19 protein-coding genes and 1 tRNA gene are annotated in these 17,071 nt (G+C 67.9%); 13 read left to right on the top strand and 7 right to left on the bottom strand.

All coding sequences use genetic code 11. The features are described 5' to 3' along the window. The first annotated feature begins 76 nt into the window (after positions 1–76). The 13 genes from leuC to RN629_RS09725 all read left to right on the top strand — a co-directional run bounded on the left by leuC (position 77) and on the right by RN629_RS09725 (position 10,552). Entirely contained in the window at positions 77–1,546 is a 1,470-nt protein-coding gene (gene leuC, locus RN629_RS09785) for a 3-isopropylmalate dehydratase large subunit (RefSeq protein WP_407035063.1), read from the top strand. Positions 1,547–1,679: 133 nt separating this feature from the next. Next, positions 1,680–2,294 carry a 3-isopropylmalate dehydratase small subunit gene (gene leuD / locus RN629_RS09780; protein ID WP_407035062.1) on the top strand — a complete coding sequence of 205 codons (615 nt, stop codon included), beginning with the start codon at positions 1,680–1,682 and terminating at the stop codon, positions 2,292–2,294. A gap of 424 nt (positions 2,295–2,718) precedes the next feature. Continuing rightward, positions 2,719–3,042 carry a DUF1476 domain-containing protein gene (locus tag RN629_RS09775; RefSeq protein ID WP_407035061.1) on the top strand — a complete coding sequence of 108 codons (324 nt, stop codon included), beginning with the start codon at positions 2,719–2,721 and terminating at the stop codon, positions 3,040–3,042. A gap of 2 nt (positions 3,043–3,044) precedes the next feature. Beyond that, positions 3,045–3,308, top strand: coding sequence for a BolA/IbaG family iron-sulfur metabolism protein (locus RN629_RS09770; protein ID WP_407035060.1), 264 nt, complete (start codon positions 3,045–3,047; stop codon positions 3,306–3,308). Positions 3,309–3,319: 11 nt separating this feature from the next. Continuing rightward, on the top strand, positions 3,320–3,643 hold the full coding sequence (gene grxD / locus RN629_RS09765; protein WP_407035059.1) for a Grx4 family monothiol glutaredoxin: 324 nt from the start codon (positions 3,320–3,322) through the stop codon (positions 3,641–3,643). 161 nt (positions 3,644–3,804) lie between these two features. Then, complete coding sequence (locus RN629_RS09760) at positions 3,805–4,173, top strand: BlaI/MecI/CopY family transcriptional regulator (RefSeq protein ID WP_407035058.1); 369 nt, start codon at positions 3,805–3,807, stop codon at positions 4,171–4,173. Beyond that, entirely contained in the window at positions 4,170–5,795 is a 1,626-nt protein-coding gene (locus RN629_RS09755) for a M56 family metallopeptidase (protein ID WP_407035057.1), read from the top strand. Before RN629_RS09760 ends, RN629_RS09755 begins: the two co-directional genes overlap by 4 nt. Before the next feature lie 149 nt (positions 5,796–5,944). Beyond that, positions 5,945–6,805 (top strand): MBL fold metallo-hydrolase, encoded by an 861-nt coding sequence (locus RN629_RS09750; protein ID WP_407035056.1) that lies wholly within the window; start codon positions 5,945–5,947, stop codon positions 6,803–6,805. Continuing rightward, positions 6,787–7,515: a DUF4230 domain-containing protein gene (locus RN629_RS09745; protein WP_407035055.1), complete on the top strand. Its 729-nt coding sequence runs from the start codon at positions 6,787–6,789 to the stop codon at positions 7,513–7,515. Before RN629_RS09750 ends, RN629_RS09745 begins: the two co-directional genes overlap by 19 nt. 61 nt (positions 7,516–7,576) lie before the next feature. Continuing rightward, positions 7,577–8,569: a quinolinate synthase NadA gene (gene nadA / locus RN629_RS09740; protein ID WP_407035054.1), complete on the top strand. Its 993-nt coding sequence runs from the start codon at positions 7,577–7,579 to the stop codon at positions 8,567–8,569. Beyond that, complete coding sequence (gene nadC, locus RN629_RS09735) at positions 8,566–9,417, top strand: carboxylating nicotinate-nucleotide diphosphorylase (RefSeq protein WP_407035053.1); 852 nt, start codon at positions 8,566–8,568, stop codon at positions 9,415–9,417. The genes nadA and nadC overlap by 4 nt, the downstream gene beginning before the upstream one ends. A gap of 35 nt (positions 9,418–9,452) precedes the next feature. Then, complete coding sequence (locus tag RN629_RS09730) at positions 9,453–9,848, top strand: hypothetical protein (protein ID WP_407035052.1); 396 nt, start codon at positions 9,453–9,455, stop codon at positions 9,846–9,848. Further along, on the top strand, positions 9,845–10,552 hold the full coding sequence (locus RN629_RS09725) for a ribonuclease T2 family protein (RefSeq protein ID WP_407035051.1): 708 nt from the start codon (positions 9,845–9,847) through the stop codon (positions 10,550–10,552). The genes RN629_RS09730 and RN629_RS09725 overlap by 4 nt, the downstream gene beginning before the upstream one ends. Before the next feature lie 9 nt (positions 10,553–10,561). Here RN629_RS09725 and RN629_RS09720 read toward each other — a convergent pair whose 3' ends face one another. From RN629_RS09720 to aroA, 7 genes are all read right to left on the bottom strand, one after another. Further along, complete coding sequence (locus RN629_RS09720; RefSeq protein WP_407035050.1) at positions 10,562–10,981, bottom strand: DUF4112 domain-containing protein; 420 nt, start codon at positions 10,979–10,981, stop codon at positions 10,562–10,564. Between the two features lie 5 nt (positions 10,982–10,986). After that, on the bottom strand, positions 10,987–12,432 hold the full coding sequence (locus RN629_RS09715; RefSeq protein ID WP_407035049.1) for an ABC transporter substrate-binding protein: 1,446 nt from the start codon (positions 12,430–12,432) through the stop codon (positions 10,987–10,989). Beyond that, positions 12,432–12,515 (bottom strand) — tRNA-Leu (locus RN629_RS09710). Before RN629_RS09710 ends, RN629_RS09715 begins: the two co-directional genes overlap by 1 nt. A gap of 108 nt (positions 12,516–12,623) precedes the next feature. After that, positions 12,624–12,911: an integration host factor subunit beta gene (locus RN629_RS09705; RefSeq protein WP_407035048.1), complete on the bottom strand. Its 288-nt coding sequence runs from the start codon at positions 12,909–12,911 to the stop codon at positions 12,624–12,626. A 124-nt stretch (positions 12,912–13,035) separates the two neighbouring features. Next, the gene (gene rpsA / locus RN629_RS09700; protein WP_230483974.1) at positions 13,036–14,745 is read right to left on the bottom strand and encodes a 30S ribosomal protein S1; all 1,710 of its coding nucleotides are present in this window, start codon (positions 14,743–14,745) and stop codon (positions 13,036–13,038) included. 285 nt (positions 14,746–15,030) lie between these two features. Further along, positions 15,031–15,663 carry a (d)CMP kinase gene (cmk, locus tag RN629_RS09695; RefSeq protein ID WP_407035047.1) on the bottom strand — a complete coding sequence of 211 codons (633 nt, stop codon included), beginning with the start codon at positions 15,661–15,663 and terminating at the stop codon, positions 15,031–15,033. Beyond that, entirely contained in the window at positions 15,660–16,991 is a 1,332-nt protein-coding gene (gene aroA, locus RN629_RS09690; RefSeq protein WP_407035046.1) for a 3-phosphoshikimate 1-carboxyvinyltransferase, read from the bottom strand. The genes cmk and aroA overlap by 4 nt, the downstream gene beginning before the upstream one ends. Positions 16,992–17,071 lie beyond the last annotated feature (80 nt).

The following is a 17,071-nucleotide window of genomic DNA, read 5'->3' as shown; positions in this document are numbered from 1 at the left end:
CATCGGCGCACGGGATGAAATAAGATTGCGTGCTACCTTTGCGTCGCGCATGTTTTCGTCTAACAGCGCGGTCATCATGGCCCAACGACCCCAGACTCTGTACGAGAAGATCTGGGCCGCGCACGTTGTCGAACGGCGGCCCGATGGCACCTGCCTCATCTATATCGACCGTCATCTCGTTCATGAGGTGACCAGTCCGCAGGCCTTTGAGGGGCTTCGTGCCAGCGGGCGCAGGGTGCGTCGCCCCGAGCTGACGCTGGCGGTGCCCGATCACAATCTGCCGACGACGGCGCGGGTCGACGCGGCCGGGCGGCTGTTGCCCATCGCCGATCCCGAGAGCGCGCAGCAGCTCGACGCGCTGCGTCGGAACACCGCCGAGTTCGGGGTCGACTATATCGATGCGACGGCGGCCGAACAGGGCATCGTCCATGTCGTCGGGCCGGAACAGGGTTTCACCCTGCCGGGCACGACGCTGGTCTGCGGCGACAGCCATACCTCGGCGCATGGTGCGCTCGGCGCGCTGGCCTTCGGCATCGGCACGTCGGAGGTCGAGCATGTGCTGGCGACCCAGACGCTGTTGCTCTCGCCGTCGAGGACGATGGAGGTCCGCGTCGACGGCACATTGGGCTATGGCGTGTCGGCCAAGGACGTGGTGCTGGCGATCATCGGCAGGATCGGCGCGGCGGGCGGCACCGGCCATGTCATCGAATTCACCGGCAGCGTCATTCGCCACCTGTCGGTAGAGGGACGCCTGACGATCGCCAACATGTCGATCGAGGGTGGCGCGCGCGCGGGCCTGATCGCGCCGGACGAGACGACCTTCGCCTATCTGAAGGGCCGCCCCATGGCGCCGCAGGGCGACGCATGGGAGAAGGCCGTCGCCTGGTGGCGGACGCTGCCCAGCGATCCGGGGGCGGTCTATGACAAGGTGGTCACGCTCGACGCCGCCGATATCGCACCCAACCTGACCTGGGGGACGAGCCCCGAGGATGTGGTGCCGATCACCGGGGTGGTGCCGGATCCCGACAGCTTCGAGGAGCCGTCCAAGCGGGCGGCGGCGCACAAGTCGCTCGATTATATGGGCCTGACCCCGGGCACCGCGATGCAGGATGTGGCGATCCAGCACGTCTTCATCGGCAGTTGCACCAACAGCCGGATCGAGGATCTGCGCGCCGCCGCCGCCGTGGCGCGCGATCGCAAGGTCGCCGATGGCGTTCGCGCGCTGGTCGTGCCCGGCTCCGGCCTGGTCAAGCGGCAGGCTGAGGCCGAGGGGCTGGACCGCGTCTTCGTCCAGGCCGGGTTCGAATGGCGCGAGCCGGGATGCTCGATGTGCCTGGCGATGAACCCGGACAAGGTGCCGGCGGGTGAGCGTTGCGCTTCCACCTCCAACCGCAATTTCGTTGGACGGCAGGGGCCGGGCGCCCGCACCCATCTGGTGTCGCCCGCCATGGCGGCGGCGGCGGCCGTGACCGGACGCCTCGCCGATGTTAGAGAGTTGATGGGTCGTCAAGACCATGAGGAAAACAGGGAGGTGACGGCATCATGAAGCACGTACTCGTAATGCTGGTGACCGGGGCGGTTCTGTGCGGCGCGGCGGCCTATGCCGCCGGGGTCGCCACGCGTCCGGCCATGACCGAACAGCGGCGCTGACGCGCCTCGCCCAACGACAGGACGACTGAATGGACCCGGTTTCGAGCGTGTCGGGCACCGCCTATCCATGGGGTGCCAAGAATATCGACACGGATGTCATCATCCCGGCGCATTGGCTCAAGACGATCACACGGGCGGGGCTGGGGCGCGGCGCGTTCGAGACGGTTCGGGCGCAGCCCGGCAATATCTTCGACGATCCGCGCTATGCGGGCGCGCCGATCCTGATCGCGGGCGACAATTTCGGGTGCGGGTCCAGCCGGGAACACGCGGCCTGGGCGCTGGCCGATATGGGCATCCGCGCGGTCATCGCGCCCAGCTTTTCGGACATCTTCTCGGGCAACGCCTTCAAGAACGGCATCGTGCCCGTCGTCCTGCCGCAGGAGGCGATCGACCGCCTGATCGAGGTGGCGCGGGATGAGCCGGTGACGGTCGACCTTGAGACGATGACGGTGACGACGCCGTTTCAGGATCGCTTCGTCTTCACGCTCGATCCGTTCCGGCGCGAATGCCTGATGAAGGGGCTGGACGAAATCGGCCTGACGCTGGCGCGGGATGAGGCGATCGGCACGTTCGAGGGCGACATGGCGCAGCAACGGCCCTGGATCGCGGGGCGACAGCGGCTGGACGCGACGGCGACCGCCTGAACGGCGTTCGGACAGGCCGGAGGGGCGATGGCGCATCGCCCTCCTGATCCCGCGCTGGTCGATCAACTGGCGACGAAGACGATGCCACCGATCAGCGCCCAGAGCGCTATCGATCCGATCACGCCGTTGACGAAGCCGGTCATGGGCGGCGGGCGTTGGGTGTCATGCATTTCTCTCTCCTTATGTCGGGCGGCGCCGGGCTGTTTCATCCCGGCTGTCCGCATGGTTCCTACGCACCGGGCGGGCCGGCGTTCCCTTGCAATCCGCGCTGTGATCGCATCCGGTGGCGCCGGAGGAGGGGAGGGCGCCGCCGCCAGGTCCGGCCTGTCCTGCCCTTGGTTGCGTGTTGGGCCGGGCCTCCCTATTTCAACGGCCTGTTTCTAGAGAGTGGATGCCCGTGCGCGGGCTTGGGGATGGCGGATCGATGGACAGTTTTGACGAACGCAGGCGCGGTCTGGAGGCCAGGTTCGTGGCCGACCAGGATATGGTCTTCCGCATCACCGCGCGGCGCAATCGGCTGGTCGCGCAATGGGCTGCGGCGCGGATGAAGCTGACCCCGGCCGAAACCGATGCCTATGCCAAGGCGGTGGTGCAGGCCGATTTCGAGGAAGCGGGTGACGAGGATGTGATCCGCAAGCTGCTGGGCGACCTGACCGCCGCCGGGATCGATGTCGACGAGGCCGAGGTCCGTCGCGCGCTCGGCGAGCAGCAGGTCGAGGCGCGCCGCCAGTTGATGGAAAGCCGCTGACCATGCCGATGACCGCCGACGATATCGCCGCGCTGATCCGCGCCGCCATTCCCGACGCCCAGGTCGAGATCACCGATCTGGCCGGGGACGGCGATCATTATGCCGCGCATGTCACCGCCGCCAGCTTTGCGGGCATGAACCGCGTGGCGCGTACCCGCGCGGTCTATGCCGCGCTGGGTGGCCGCATGGGGGGCGAGCTTCACGCGCTGCAACTCACGACGGCGGTTCCCGCGGTTGCGGAATCGCCTGCTTCCACCCTTTCCTGAGGACGACCGAGATGACCGACGACGTGAATGCGCGGATCGATGCGCTGGTGAAGGACAATGCCGTCCTGCTGTTCATGAAGGGCACGCCGCTCTTCCCGCAATGCGGATTCTCCAGCCGCGCGGTGGCGATCCTCAACCATCTGGACGTTCCGTTCGAGAGTGTCGATGTGTTGCAGGATCAGGGCATCCGCCAGGGCATCAAGGCCTATTCGGACTGGCCGACCATCCCGCAGCTCTATGTGAAGGGCGAATTCGTCGGCGGATCGGACATCATGATGGAGATGTACGAGAGCGGCGAACTGGCCGACCTGGTCCAGGGCGTGAAGAACGCCTGATCGGTCGGTTGCGATCCTATTGCGTAGGCAAGGGGGCCGGGTTTCGATCCGGCCCCCTTCTTTTTTGATGCGTTCCTCGCACCGAACGACAGAGTAAATGGCATTGACTACGCTTGTAATCGGTGGAAGATTACAGGTGTAGTCAGGGAGAGGGCGAATCGATGGCCGAGCGTATCAGCGATGCCGAACATGCCGTGATGGAGGTCTTGTGGGACGAGGCCCCGCTGACCGCGCAGGATGTGGCCGAGCGGGTCGATCCCGATCGCGGCTGGAGCACCAACACCGTCAAGACGCTGCTCGGCCGTTTGCTCGCCAAGGAAGCCATCGCGCATGAGGAGCAGGGGCGGCGCTATCTCTACCGCCCGCTGGTCGCGCGCGAGGATTATGTCGCGGGCGAATCGCGTCGCCTGATCGACCGGCTGTTCGGGGGCCGCTTCGCGCCGCTGGTCGCGCATCTGGCCGAGCGCGACGAACTGACCGCGCAGGATATTGCCGAGATCGAGGCGCTGCTGAAGGATCTGAAGGCATGACCGCGGCCATGCTGGGCTGGGCGGTGGAGGCGTTGATCGCCTCCGGCCTGCTGATGGCGCTGGTGCTGTTGCTCCGGCCCCATGTCCGCCGTGCCTTCGGGCCGCAACTGGCCTATGCGCTGTGGGCGCTGCCATTGCTGCGCCTGATCCTGCCGCCGCTGCCGAGGATGGTGTCCGAACAGGCGACCCCGCCGCTCGCCGCCGCCAGCGAGCGCTTTGCCGAATATGTCATGGTGCCGGTCGCCACCCGCCTGCCCACCCCGCTGGCCGAGGCGAATGCCCTGCCGACGCTGGGACAGGGCATCGCCCTGCTCTGGGCCTTGGGAGCCACGGCGTTCCTGGCTTTTCAATTGATCCGTCACTGGCGCTTCCGGCAGCGTTTGCTGGCCGAGGCGCAGCCGCTCCAATCGGTGGAGGGGGTGCAGGTGGTGTCCAGCGCGGTCGCACCGGGGCCGCTCGCCTTTGGCGTGTGGCGGCGCTACGTCGCCTTCCCGCCCGATTTCGCCGAACGCTATGATGCCGACGAGCGCGACCTCGCGCTGGCGCATGAGCTGGGTCATCATGCGCGCGGCGATCTGCTCGCCAACTGGATCGCGCTCGCGGTGCTGGCGCTCCACTGGTTCAATCCGCTCGCGTGGCGGGCATTTCACGCCTTTCGGGCCGATCAGGAACTGGCCAATGACGCCCGCGTGCTGGCCGGGCGGAGCCGCGCCGACCGCCATGTCTATGCCTGTGCCATTGTGAAGGCCGCCCATGGCCGCGCGCTGTCCAGCGCCTGTCATCTCCACACCATCGACGATCTGAAAGGACGCCTGAAGATGCTGACGACGTCGCCGGCCTCGCCGCGCCAGCGCGCCTTTGGCGGCGCGACGGTATCGCTGCTGGTGCTGGCGGGGCTGGGCATGACGGCCTCGGGCACATCGGCGGCGGCGGCGCTGACCCGAAAGGTCGAGCGCACCATGGGGGTGGACCTGACGAGCACGGCTCCGGTGCTGCCGCTACCGAGCGTGCCGCCGCCAGCGCCCGATACGCCAGAACCGCCCGCCACGCCCGCGCCATCGGTCACCCCGGTTTCGGTGCGCACGGTCGTGGTGCCGCGCGCGCCACGGGCACCGGGGGCCGCACAGGCTCCTGACGCGCCGCGCCCGCCTCGGATGGACATCGTGACGATGCCCGACGGCAAGCCGATGCGGATTGCCATCGCGGACGGGGTTGGGCCGGTGCAGGGCTTCGCCATTCCCCCGGTGCGTTCGCAGGCTTGCGGGACGTCGGATGGCGACCGGCGAACCAGCTACACGATCGAGCAGGAGAGCAAGGGGCAGAAGGTCACCATCATCTGCACCGATCGCATCCAGCGCGCGGCGGAGGAGGCGGGGCGTTCGGCCGCGATGGCGGAGCGTATGGCCGCCGGCTCGGCCGCAATGGCGGAGCGTTCGGCCGCGATGGCGGAGCGCATGGCGAAACAGAATATGGCGTTCGCGCTGGGCAGTATCGCCAGCGCGCGCCGCTCGATCCTGCGGGAACGCAACCTGTCCGAGGATGCCCGCAAAAGCGCGCTCGCCGGGCTCGATGAAGCCATGGTGCAGGTGCGCAACGAGATGGCCCGGTCGCAAGGCGACTGATGTCATAACCCCCAACTGAAGCCCCGGCGAAAGCCGGGGTCTTTTTCGGGGGCTCGCGCAGGGCTTTGCGTACAGGGCCTTGCGCGCAGGGAGCGGCCGGACTCCCCACGGGGCTTGCCTCTGCCGGATCCAGCGCCCACATGATGGCCATGGCTGAGCATCCGACCGGCATTCCGATCCTGCTAGAGCCGCTGGTCACCCGCGTTCTGGCGCCCAATCCCTCGCCCTTCACCTTCACCGGGACGCAGAGCTATGTCGTCGGGGAGCGGGACGTGGCGATCATCGATCCGGGACCGGACAGCCGCGAGCATCTGGCGGCGCTGTCGCGCGCGATCGGCGATCGGCCGGTGCGCGCGATCCTCATCACCCATCATCACCGCGACCACAGCCCGGCCAGCCGCCCGCTGGCCCGGATGACCGGCGCGCCGATCGTCGGTGCGGCGCCCTTCGCGGTGGACCATGCGGACGGGCGCGCCGATGCCGCCTTCGACCGCGACTATGCGCCCGACCAGGTGCTGGCCGATGGCGAATCGGTGGCGGGCGAAGGGTGGACGCTGACGGCGGTGGCGACGCCGGGGCACACTTCCAACCACCTGGCCTTCGCCCTGGCCGAGACCGGGGTGCTCTTCTCGGGCGATCATGTGATGGGCTGGTCGACCAGCATCGTATCGCCCCCCGATGGCGACATGGCGGCCTATATGGCCAGCCTGGACAAGCTGATGGGCCGCGACGACCGCGTCTATTATCCCGGCCATGGCGAGGCGGTCGACAATCCGCAGCGGCTGGTGCGCGGGATGCTGGGCCATCGTAAGCAGCGCGAGGGGCAGATCCTGCGGCTGCTGGCGGGGGGCGACATCCTGCCGATCGGCGCGATGACCGCGCAGATGTATGGCGGCCTTGCCCCCGGATTGATACCGGCGGCGGAACGATCGGTGCTGGCGCATCTTTATGACCTGCGGACGCGCGGGCTGGTGCGCGAGGAAGGAGCGGCATGGACGAGCGCGGCGTAACCCCCGACTCCCGGCGGCGCGGCGGCGATATCGGCCGAATCCTCGCCACGACGGCGGGCGTGCTGATCCTGATCGTGCTGGCCGCGCTGATCGCGGTGTGGGGCGTGCAGCGCTACATCGCCGACCGGCTGACCCCGGATCCCACGACGATCGCGCGCGCCAGCCTGGAGGGGCTACGCGAACAGAACCGGCTGTCGGCCTTTGCCGCGCGCTATGTCGCGGTCGTCACCTCGCGCCAGTCGCAGCTCGGCTTTTCGACCGAGCGGACGCTCATCATGCCGGGCATGGTCCGGTACGAGGTCGATCTGGGCAAGCTGCGCCAGCGTGACGTGCGCTGGGATGGCCATGACCATATCCTGTCGATCACCTTGCCCCCGGTCGAGATTGACGGGCCGCAGGTCGATATGGCCGCAATTCGGGAATATGGCTCGGGCGGCGTGCTGACGACCTTTACCGACGCCGAGCAGCGGCTGGATGCCGCCAACCGGACGGCGGGGCAGGCGGAATTGCTGCGCCAGGCGCGCGGTCCCGCGCCGATGCGGCTGGCGCGCGATGCGACCCGCCGCGCGGTCGAGCGTAGTTTCGCCATGCCGTTGCGCGCGGCCGGAGTGGAGGCGAATGTCCGCGTCCGTTTCGCCGACGAGGCGCAGAATGACGAACATTGGGATACGACCCGGACGATCGAAGAGGTGCTGGGCAACACGCCATGACTCCGCGGGGCCGAACGGTCGATGATTGTCCGCGTCGCGCACAACGCCTAGGGAAAGCGACATGACCATCCAGACGAATCTGACGGGCCTCGACCTGCGCGCCGAGATCGATCGCCTCCGCAAGGAGCGCAATGCCGTCATCCTCGCCCATTATTACCAGAAGCCCGAGATTCAGGATCTGGCCGATTTCGTCGGCGACAGCCTGGACCTCAGCCGCAAGGCGCAGGCGACCGACGCCGACGTCATCGCCTTTTGCGGGGTGCGCTTCATGGCGGATACGGCCAAGATCCTGTCGCCCGACAAGATCGTCGTCCTGCCCGACATGGCCGCCGGGTGCAGCCTGGAAGACAGCTGCCCGCCCGAACAGTTCGCCGAGTTCCGCGCCCAGCATCCCGATCACATCGCGCTGACCTATATCAACTGCTCGACCGAGGTGAAGGCGCTGTCCGACATCATCGTGACCTCGTCGTCGGCCGAGCAGATCCTGGCGCAGATCGACCCGGCGCAGAAGATCATCTTCGGCCCCGACCGCAATCTCGGCGGCTATCTGGCGCGCAAGACGGGGCGCGAGATGCTGCTCTGGCCGGGCGTGTGCATCGTGCATGAGGCCTTTAGCGAGACCGAATTGCTCAAGCTGCGGGCCCAACATCCCGACGCGCCGATCGCCGCGCATCCCGAATGCCCGGCGGTGATCCTGGACCATGCCGACTATGTCGGCTCGACGCGCGGCATCCTGGAATTCGCGCAGAGGATTCCCGGCGACACGCTGATCGTCGCGACCGAGCCGCACATCATCCACCAGATGGAAAAGGCGATGCCGGGCAAGACCTTCATCGGCGCGCCGGGGGCGGACGGCAATTGCAACTGCAATATCTGCCCGTACATGGCGCTGAACACGATGGAGAAACTCTATCTTGCGCTGCGCGACCTGACGCCGCGGATCGAGATCGAGGAGGGCCTGCGCCTTCAGGCCAAGAAGAGCCTGGACGCGATGCTCGACCTGGCCAGGGGCACGGTCGGGCAGGGCGATCTGGGCCCGGTTCGCGCGGGATGACCGCCGCGTTCGACCTGGACGGCTTTGATCTGGCGCGCTTCGTCACCGCGACCCTGGCCGAGGATATGGGGGAGGGCGGGGATATCACCTCCGCCGCCGTGATCCCGGCCGAGGCGCGTTTCGTCGGCACCATGGCCAGCCGCGATGCGATCACCGTCGCGGGCCTGCCCATCGCCGAGGCGTTCTTCCGAAAGCTCGATCCCGATGTCGCGATCGAGCGGCTGGTCGAGGACGGCTGCGCGGTGCCGCCGGGCACCGAATTGCTGCGCCTGTCGGGGCGCGCACGCGCGCTGCTGACCGCCGAGCGTTCAGCGCTGAACACCGTGCAGCATCTGTCGGGCATCGCGACCATGACCGCCGCCTATGTCGCGGCGATCGCGGGGACGGGCGCGACGCTGCTCGACACGCGCAAGACCATTCCGGGGCTGCGGCGGCTGGAGAAATACGCCACCTGCATGGGCGGCGCGCAGAATCATCGCATGGGCCTGTGGGATGCGGCGATGATCAAGGACAATCACGTCGCGGTCGCGGGCGGGATCACTCCGGCGGTGGCGGCGGCGCGCGCGGCGGGCATCGCGCGGATCATCGTCGAGGTCGACCGGCTCGACCAGATCGAACCGGCGCTGGCGGCAGGGGCGACCCATCTGCTGCTCGACAACATGACCCCGGCGCAACTGGCGGAGGGCGTGGCGATCGTCGCGGGGCGCGTGCCGACCGAGGCGTCGGGCGGCGTCCGGCTGGACACGATCCGTGCCATTGCAGGATCGGGCGTCACCTTTGTCAGCGTTGGCCGCTTGACCCAGTCCGCACCCGCCGCCGATATCGGCCTGGATTTCGCCACGGCCTGAACGGTCGGCGGCTTGGGAAAGAGGGATAAGGCGCGATGCGACCGAAATCGGTGATCCTGGGCGAGCGGCTGTCGCTGTTCGCCATCATCCTGCTGGTCGTGCTGGGCGCGCTGGGCTGGGCCGACACCGTGGCGCAGGCCGGGGTGGGAATCGCGCTGTTCGCGAACGGCCTGCTGATCGCGCTGTTCCTGGTGTCGACCCTGCTGGTCACGCGGCTGGGCAGCCGGATCGGGCTTGGGTTGCTGATCGTGATGACCGCGCTCAACCTGATCGGCTTTCTGTATCAGGTGTCGGTCGGCGCGGTGGCGGAAGGATTGTTCGGCGTGTTGACCGCGGTGCAGGCGGCGGCGTCGCTGGTCGCGCTGGTGATGCTGCTGCGTCCCAACGCGCTGGCCTGGTACCGGGCGATGGCGGAGGAACTGGACGCATGAAGACGATGCTGATCGGGCTGGCGATGCTGGCCGTGCCGCAACTGGCGGGGGCGCAGACGCTGCAATGCACCGCGCCCGGCGCCATCCCGCGCCTTCGCCCCGACCTGCCCAGCGCCAGCCAGCCGACGCGCGTCCTGCCGATCGGCAGCTATACGCTGGCCATCACCTGGAGCCCGCAGCATTGCCGCGACGCGCGGGACGGCGACGGCTTCCAGTGCGGCGGCAAGAATCGCTTCGGCTTCACGCTGCACGGCCTGTGGCCCGACGGCGTGGAGAAGGACTGGCCGCAATATTGCAAGCCCACCGCGATCCTGCCGCAGGCGGTGGTGCGCCGCCATATCTGCGCGACGCCCTCGGCCCAGTTGATGCAGCATGAATGGGCCAAGCACGGCACCTGCATGACCGGGTACAGCCCGGCGCGCTATTTCCAGCAGTCGAACCGGCTGTATTACACGCTGCGTTTCCCCGACATGGCGGCGCTGTCACGGCGCGAGGGCCTGACCGCGGGCGATGTCGCCGGTGCGGTGGCGGGGGCCAATCACGGGCTGACGGCCGACATGATGCGCGTCACCGCCACGCGCGAGGGCTGGCTGGACGAAATCTGGATCTGCCTCAACAAGGCGTTCCGTTATACACGCTGCCCGGCGCATCAGGGCGGGTTGCAGCCCGGCGCGCCGATCAGGATCTGGCGCGACGCACGCTGATCGGCGGCGCTATCCCTCGACCACCACGCTCGAGGGATGGTGCCGGTCGAGATGCTTGCGGATGATCCGCAGGTTGCGGGTGTTCGACCGGAAGAGCAGGTCCGCCGCATCGCCGACCAGTGGCACGAAGCCCAGCACCGCGTCGAATCCGACATTGCCCATCATCCGCAGCATCTGGAACCTGGACAGGCCCAGATTGCGCGCTTCCCAGATGATGTAGCTGCCCAGGGCGGCGGCGGCGATATCGCCGATGACCGGGACCAGCCCCAGCACCACGTCCAGCCCGATCGGGCGGTTGATCCCGGGCAGGACCACCACGCGTTCGAGCAGCTTCTCCATCGCCTCGATCCGCTGGCGACTGGCGGCGATGCCTCGGTCCAGCGGCAGGGCGTCGAACCGCGACGGGTCCATGCGGAATGTGTTTGCCATAGCCCTCAATTGGGATCGGCGCGCAGCCTGTTCAATGGATGCCAGGCGCGCATATTGGTCTGGAACTGGCGCAGCCGGTTGGACACCAGCGACCAGCGCAGCGGTCGGGCCAGCGGGATATAGGGCGTGTCGGTATTCAATGCGGCATCGGCGGCGGCGATCGCCGCGCTGCGCGCCGCCGCATTCGGGGCGAGACGCGCTTGTTCGACCGCCGCCTGCGCGGCCGGGCCGCAGGGCGCGCAGGCGGCGGCGAGATACCAGCGCGCGCTGTCGAAGGGGGCAACGGCATCGACTAGCGTCAGGTCGGCGGGCGCATCGATCGTGACGCGTTCGGGCTGGATGCCGATGGACGCAAGCGCCGCGCCGATCTGTCCATAGAGAAGATTGGCGCCGGGCCCGGGTGGAAGCGCGACGCGCAACCGGATTGGTTGGCCGAACGCCGCCACGCGCACGCGCGCCGCCGCGCGCCGCTCCGCCAGGGTCAGCAGCGCCCAGCCGGGAATTTGCGGCGGCGCGTCCGAATCGAGCGTGTCGGGCAACAGGCGATCGGTCGCATCCCAGTTGGGCGCGATCGCACCGAGCAGCGCCGCCCGGTCGAACGCCGAGGACAGTGCCTGCCGATTGGCGGCGTCGGCCAGGAATCCCTCGCGTCGCGTGATCGCCAGTCCGAACAGGCCCGCCGCCGGATCGATCCGCAGCGCCGCCGGGGCAACCCGCACCTGATCGAGCAGCGGCCAGGTCTCGAACCGGCCGCCGAGCATCAGGTCCGACTCGCCGCGGGCGAAGCGGAGCAACGCGCGCGCGGGACGCTCGCTGATGAGGCGGACATCGTCTTCGGGCGCGGGGATCGCCTGTTCGTCGGGGTCGGCGCGCTGTGGGTCCGGAACCGGGCGCAGCAGCGGGGGAGGACCGGACCGGACGATGCGGAACGGCCCCGTGCCATGCCGCGTCCGATCGATGATCGCCATTTCGGGCTGGGCAAAGAGCTTCAACAGGTCGGGGCGGGTGCGCGACAGCCGGACCTCGATCACCTGCGGCGTCATCACCACGATTTCGTCGATCGCGGTGAGAAAGGGGGCGAGCGGATTGCCCGATTGCGGGCGGATCAGGCGGCGCAGGATCGGTACGACCTGTTCGGCGGTCACGGCCGAGCCATCGGTCCAGTTGGCCTGGCGCAGGCGGAAGATATAGCTGCCGCCGCCATCGATGACGATCCAGCGTTCGGCCAGTCCGGGCTCGATCTGGCCGCTGGCATCGAAACGGACCAGCCCCTGTGCCAGCGAATCCCGCATCAGGCGTTGGGGGATGGCCGGGTCGATGATCGGCGGCGCAGGCGATGAATCGGCGGCGCGTGTGGGATGATCGGACTGGACCGCGCTGACGATCACCGGTCCCTTGTCGGGCCGTCGCTCGCACCCCGAAGCGGCGAGCAGGGCGGTCGCGAGCACCATGGTGCGGACGGCGGGACTCGAACCCGCACTCCATAGGAAGCCGATTTTAAGTCGGCAGCGTCTACCGGTTTCGCCACGTCCGCGCACGGACACAGGAAGAGACGAGGTCGTTCGCCAGGTCAAGGGGCGAGCGGTCCATCGGCTATCGGTATCGCCGCTTGGATGCGCCGGCAAAGGTCTTGGGGGGAGGCTCAGGCGCCTTCGACGTTCAGGCGGGCGCGCATTTCCTTGCCGGGCTTGAAATAGGGAACGCGCTTGGCCGACACATCGACCGTCTCGCCGGTGCGCGGGTTGCGGCCCGTCCGGGCATCGCGCGCGCGGGTGGAGAAGGCGCCAAAGCCGCGCAACTCGACCCGGCCGTCATCGGCCAGTCGCTTGGTGATTTCGTCGAAGAAAATGGTCACGATCAGTTCGACTTCGCGGGGATTCAGGCCCGGATTATGCTGACCGATTTTTTGCACCAGTTCCGAACGGATCATCGTCTAGTCCCAAGCTACAGACAGATCCGTCTTAACCTGTGTTTCTCGCTGCCGAAAGGCGTTTCGTTCTATGCAGCATTCAGAACCGGGACATGTTCTGGACATGTCCCGGTTCCTTCACGACTTACTTCTGGCCGCGCGCCTTCAGCGCTTCGCCCAGAATGTCGCCCAGCGACGCGCCCGAATCGGACGAGCCATACTGTGCCACAGCCTGCTTCTCTTCGGCGATCTGCATCGCCTTGACCGAGAAGGTCGGCTTCTTCGAACGATCGAAGCCGGTGACCATCGCGTCGAACTTCTGGCCGACCTGGAAGCGCTCGGGGCGCTGCTCGTCACGGTCGCGACCCAGATCGGTGCGCTTGATGAAGCCGGTCGCCCCATCGTCGCCCGCCTGGACTTCGAGGCCCGCGTCGCGGACTTCGAGGACGGTCACGGTGACGACCTGGTTCTTGTTCAGGCGATCGCCAGCCGCAGCCACGCCGCCGGCGACGGGGCCGCCGCGCTCGAGCTGCTTCATGCCGAGCGAGATGCGCTCCTTCTCGGGGTCGATGTCCAGGACCACGGCCTGAACGACTTCGCCCTTGCGGTGCAGGTTGAGGGCATCCTCACCCGACACGCCCCAGGCGATGTCCGACATGTGGACCATGCCGTCGACATCGTTGTCCAGGCCGATGAACAGGCCGAACTCGGTCGCGTTCTTGACTTCGCCCTCGACGGTCGAACCGATCGGATGGGCCGCGGCGAACGCTTCCCACGGATTGGCCTGCGCCTGCTTGAGGCCGAGGCTGATGCGACGCTTTTCCTGATCGACTTCGAGAACAACCACATCGACTTCCTGCGAGGTCGACACGATCTTGCCCGGATGGACGTTCTTCTTGGTCCAGGACATTTCCGACACGTGGACCAGGCCTTCGATGCCCGGCTCCAGCTCGACGAACGCACCATATTCGGTGATGTTCGTGACGCGGCCCGACAGCTTCGCGCCGACCGGGTACTTGGCACCCGCGCCATCCCACGGATCGCTCTCGAGCTGCTTCATGCCGAGCGAGATGCGCTGCGTGTCCTTGTTGATGCGGATGATCTGCACCTTCACGGTGTCGCCGATCGCGATCATCTCCGAGGGATGATTGACGCGCTTGTACGACAGGTCGGTGACGTGCAGCAGGCCGTCGATGCCGCCCAGGTCGACGAACGCACCATAGTCGGTGATGTTCTTGACGACGCCGTCGATGATCTGACCCTCGGCCAGGCTCTGGATCAGGCCCGAACGCTGTTCGGCGCGGGTCTCTTCCAGGACGGCGCGACGCGACACGACGATGTTGCCGCGCTTGCGGTCCATCTTCAGGATCTGGAACGGCTGCGGGATGTCCATCAGCGGGGTGACGTCGCGGACCGGACGAATGTCCACCTGCGAGCCGGGCAGGAACGCCACGGCGCCGTTTAGGTCGACAGTGAAGCCGCCCTTGACCCGGCCGAAGATCACGCCTTCGACGCGCGCCGACTTCGAGAATTCCAGCTCCAGCTTGTCCCAGGCGGCCTCGCGGCGCGCGCGGTCGCGGCTGAGCATCGCTTCGCCGTGCATGTTCTCGACGCGGTCGACATAGACCTCGACCTCGTCACCGACCTTCAGGTCGGCCTTCTGGCCGGGGGCAGCGAATTCGCGGAGGGGCACACGGCCTTCCGACTTCAGGCCGACATCGATGACGGCCATGTCGTTTTCGATCGCGGTGACGGTGCCATGCACGACGCGACCCTCGAAGCTGTCGGCACCGCCGAACATGTCATCGAGCATCGCCGCGAAATCGTCGCGCGTGGGCTGGGGGTTGGTTGCCATAAAAGGGTTAGGTTCCTGAGAGTTTTTCGCCTCCGGTCAGGCAATTCGCCCGACCTTCGCCGATGGCCGCGCCGACCCCATGCCGACGCCACCAGACCCGAAGATATGTCTGAATCACGGAAAAGCGGCGGTCCGCGAGAAATGCGGAAAGGGCGCGGGACACTTGGCCACGCGCCAGCCTCTCCGCGGAACAGGGTCCGCGAGCCGGGCCACCATAGCGCAAAAGGCGCTTTTGCGCAAGGAAAGGGGCGTTCCCGCCGCGGCGGCTATGGCGGGGGGATCGCGTCAGCGTGCCCTGGCCGCCACCTGCGCGTCGACGAACTGGATCGCGCGGGCCACCGCCGCTTCGATGGTCAGGGTCGATGTGTCCAGCGCCGCCGCATCCGCCGCCTGGGTCAGGGGGGCGGTGGCGCGTCCGCTGTCGCGTTCGTCGCGGGCGCGGATATCGGCCAGCACCTGTTCGAAGGTCACGGTCGCGCCATGCGCCGCCAGTTCGCTATGCCGTCGCCGGGCGCGCACCTGTGGGCTGGCCTTCACGAACAGCTTGGCATCGGCGTCGGGGGCGATCACCGTGCCGATATCGCGCCCGTCCAGAATCGCGCCGCCCGGCTGGTTGGCGAAGCGCTTCTGCCGCTGGAGCAGCGCCGCGCGGACCAGCGGGTGCGCGGATACGACGGAGGCGAGCTTGCCCGTTTCGTCGTCGCGCAGCGCCGGATCGGCGAGCAGGCTGTCATCGAAGCCGCAGGCGGCGACCGCATCGGCTTCGCGTGTCGGGTCGAGGTGCATCTGCCGCACCGTTGCGGCGACCGCGCGATAGAGCAGGCCCGTGTCGAGATGCGGCAACCCGTAATGGCGGGCCAGCGCGCGGGCGATCGTGCCCTTGCCGCTCGCCGCCGGGCCGTCGACCGCGATGATCATGCCAGCGCCCCGAGCTTTTCCAGCGTATCGAAGAAGACCGGATAGCTGGTCGCGACCGGCGCGGCATCGTCCAGCGTGATCGGATCGCGCGCGTTCAGGGCGGCGATGGTCATGCTCATCGCGATGCGGTGGTCGAGCAGGGTGGCGATCGTCGCGCCGCCGGATATGGGCGCGCCGCCGGTTCCGGTCACCGCCATGCCGTCCTCATATTCCCGACAGGCCACGCCGCAAGCGCCCAGCGCGTTCGCCATCGCGGTGATGCGGTCCGATTCCTTGACGCGCAGTTCTTCCGCGCCGCGCGCGATGGTGGTGCCGGTGGCGAAGGCCGCGGCCACGAACAGCACGGGATATTCGTCGATCATGCTGGGCGTCAGGTCGGGCGGCACCTCGATCGCCGAAAGGGGCGCATGGCGCACGCGCAGATCGGCGACCGGCTCGCCCCCGACGATGCGGGCGTCCTGTTCGGTGATATCGGCGCCCATCATCTTGAGCGCGGCGATGATGCCCGTCCGCGTCGGATTCATGCCGACATTGGTGATCGTCAGGTCGGCACCCGGCACGATCGAGCCCGCAACCAGCCAGAAGGCCGCCGACGAGGGGTCGCCCGGCACGACGATGGCCTGGGGCTTCAACTCGGCTTCCCCGCGAATCGTGATGATCCGTCCCTCGGGCGAGGGGGTGACGGTCAGGTCTGCGCCGAAGCCCGCCAGCATCCGCTCGCTATGGTCGCGGGTCGCGATCGGCTCGATCACGGTCGTCTCGCCCGGCGTGTTGAGACCCGCCAGCAGGATCGCCGACTTCACCTGTGCCGAGGCGACGGGCAGGGTGTAGCGGATCGGCACCGCCGGGCTGAGGCCGCGCACCATCAGCGGCAGGCGGCCGCCCGGCGTATCCTGGAACTGCGCGCCCATCTGTGACAGTGGTTCGATGACGCGGCCCATCGGGCGCTTGGACAAGGAGGCGTCGCCGATGAAGGTCGCGGTGATCGGGTGGCTGGCGACCAGCCCCATCAGAAGGCGCGTCGAGGTGCCCGAATTGCCCATGTCGAGCGCGGTTTCGGGCTGGAGCAGCCCGCCGACGCCGACGCCGTGGATCACCCACACCCCGTCATCCTGCCGGATGATGTCGGCCCCCATCGCGCGCATCGCGCTAGCGGTGGCGAGCACGTCCTCGCCCTCCAGCAGCCCTTCGACCCGGCTTTCACCGACCGCGAGGGCGGAGAGCATCAGCGAACGATGGCTGATCGATTTGTCGCCCGGGACGGTGATGGTGCCGCGAAGCGCGGCGGCGGCTCGGACAGTGCGAGGCTGGGGGAGGGGATGCGCCATGATGGCCGGGGCTTTTGACAGGGGGCTTGCGCTGTGGCAAGGCGCGCCCACTTTTCGCTCCGGCGGAAAACCCAATCCGA

Origin of the sequence: Facivitalis istanbulensis (assembly GCF_040560405.1) — a bacterium.
GTDB classification, from domain to species: Bacteria; Pseudomonadota; Alphaproteobacteria; order Sphingomonadales; family Sphingomonadaceae; genus Sphingomonas; species Sphingomonas istanbulensis.
This window is presented reverse-complemented; position numbering and strand designations above follow the sequence as displayed.

Coding starts and splice junctions, on each gene's coding strand:
- RN629_RS09760 (WP_407035058.1), top strand. CDS start 3,805: ATGGCCGAGCGTATCAGCGATGCCGAACATGCCGTGATGGAGGTCTTG.
- RN629_RS09730 (WP_407035052.1), top strand. CDS start 9,453: ATGCGACCGAAATCGGTGATCCTGGGCGAGCGGCTGTCGCTGTTCGCC.
- nadA (WP_407035054.1), top strand. CDS start 7,577: ATGACCATCCAGACGAATCTGACGGGCCTCGACCTGCGCGCCGAGATC.
- aroA (WP_407035046.1), bottom strand. CDS start 16,991: ATGGCGCATCCCCTCCCCCAGCCTCGCACTGTCCGAGCCGCCGCCGCG.
- cmk (WP_407035047.1), bottom strand. CDS start 15,663: ATGATCATCGCGGTCGACGGCCCGGCGGCGAGCGGCAAGGGCACGATC.
- RN629_RS09755 (WP_407035057.1), top strand. CDS start 4,170: ATGACCGCGGCCATGCTGGGCTGGGCGGTGGAGGCGTTGATCGCCTCC.
- RN629_RS09750 (WP_407035056.1), top strand. CDS start 5,945: ATGGCTGAGCATCCGACCGGCATTCCGATCCTGCTAGAGCCGCTGGTC.
- nadC (WP_407035053.1), top strand. CDS start 8,566: ATGACCGCCGCGTTCGACCTGGACGGCTTTGATCTGGCGCGCTTCGTC.
- rpsA (WP_230483974.1), bottom strand. CDS start 14,745: ATGGCAACCAACCCCCAGCCCACGCGCGACGATTTCGCGGCGATGCTC.
- RN629_RS09770 (WP_407035060.1), top strand. CDS start 3,045: ATGCCGATGACCGCCGACGATATCGCCGCGCTGATCCGCGCCGCCATT.
- RN629_RS09715 (WP_407035049.1), bottom strand. CDS start 12,432: ATGGTGCTCGCGACCGCCCTGCTCGCCGCTTCGGGGTGCGAGCGACGG.
- RN629_RS09720 (WP_407035050.1), bottom strand. CDS start 10,981: ATGGCAAACACATTCCGCATGGACCCGTCGCGGTTCGACGCCCTGCCG.
- RN629_RS09705 (WP_407035048.1), bottom strand. CDS start 12,911: ATGATCCGTTCGGAACTGGTGCAAAAAATCGGTCAGCATAATCCGGGC.
- leuD (WP_407035062.1), top strand. CDS start 1,680: ATGGACCCGGTTTCGAGCGTGTCGGGCACCGCCTATCCATGGGGTGCC.
- leuC (WP_407035063.1), top strand. CDS start 77: ATGGCCCAACGACCCCAGACTCTGTACGAGAAGATCTGGGCCGCGCAC.
- grxD (WP_407035059.1), top strand. CDS start 3,320: ATGACCGACGACGTGAATGCGCGGATCGATGCGCTGGTGAAGGACAAT.
- RN629_RS09775 (WP_407035061.1), top strand. CDS start 2,719: ATGGACAGTTTTGACGAACGCAGGCGCGGTCTGGAGGCCAGGTTCGTG.
- RN629_RS09725 (WP_407035051.1), top strand. CDS start 9,845: ATGAAGACGATGCTGATCGGGCTGGCGATGCTGGCCGTGCCGCAACTG.
- RN629_RS09745 (WP_407035055.1), top strand. CDS start 6,787: ATGGACGAGCGCGGCGTAACCCCCGACTCCCGGCGGCGCGGCGGCGAT.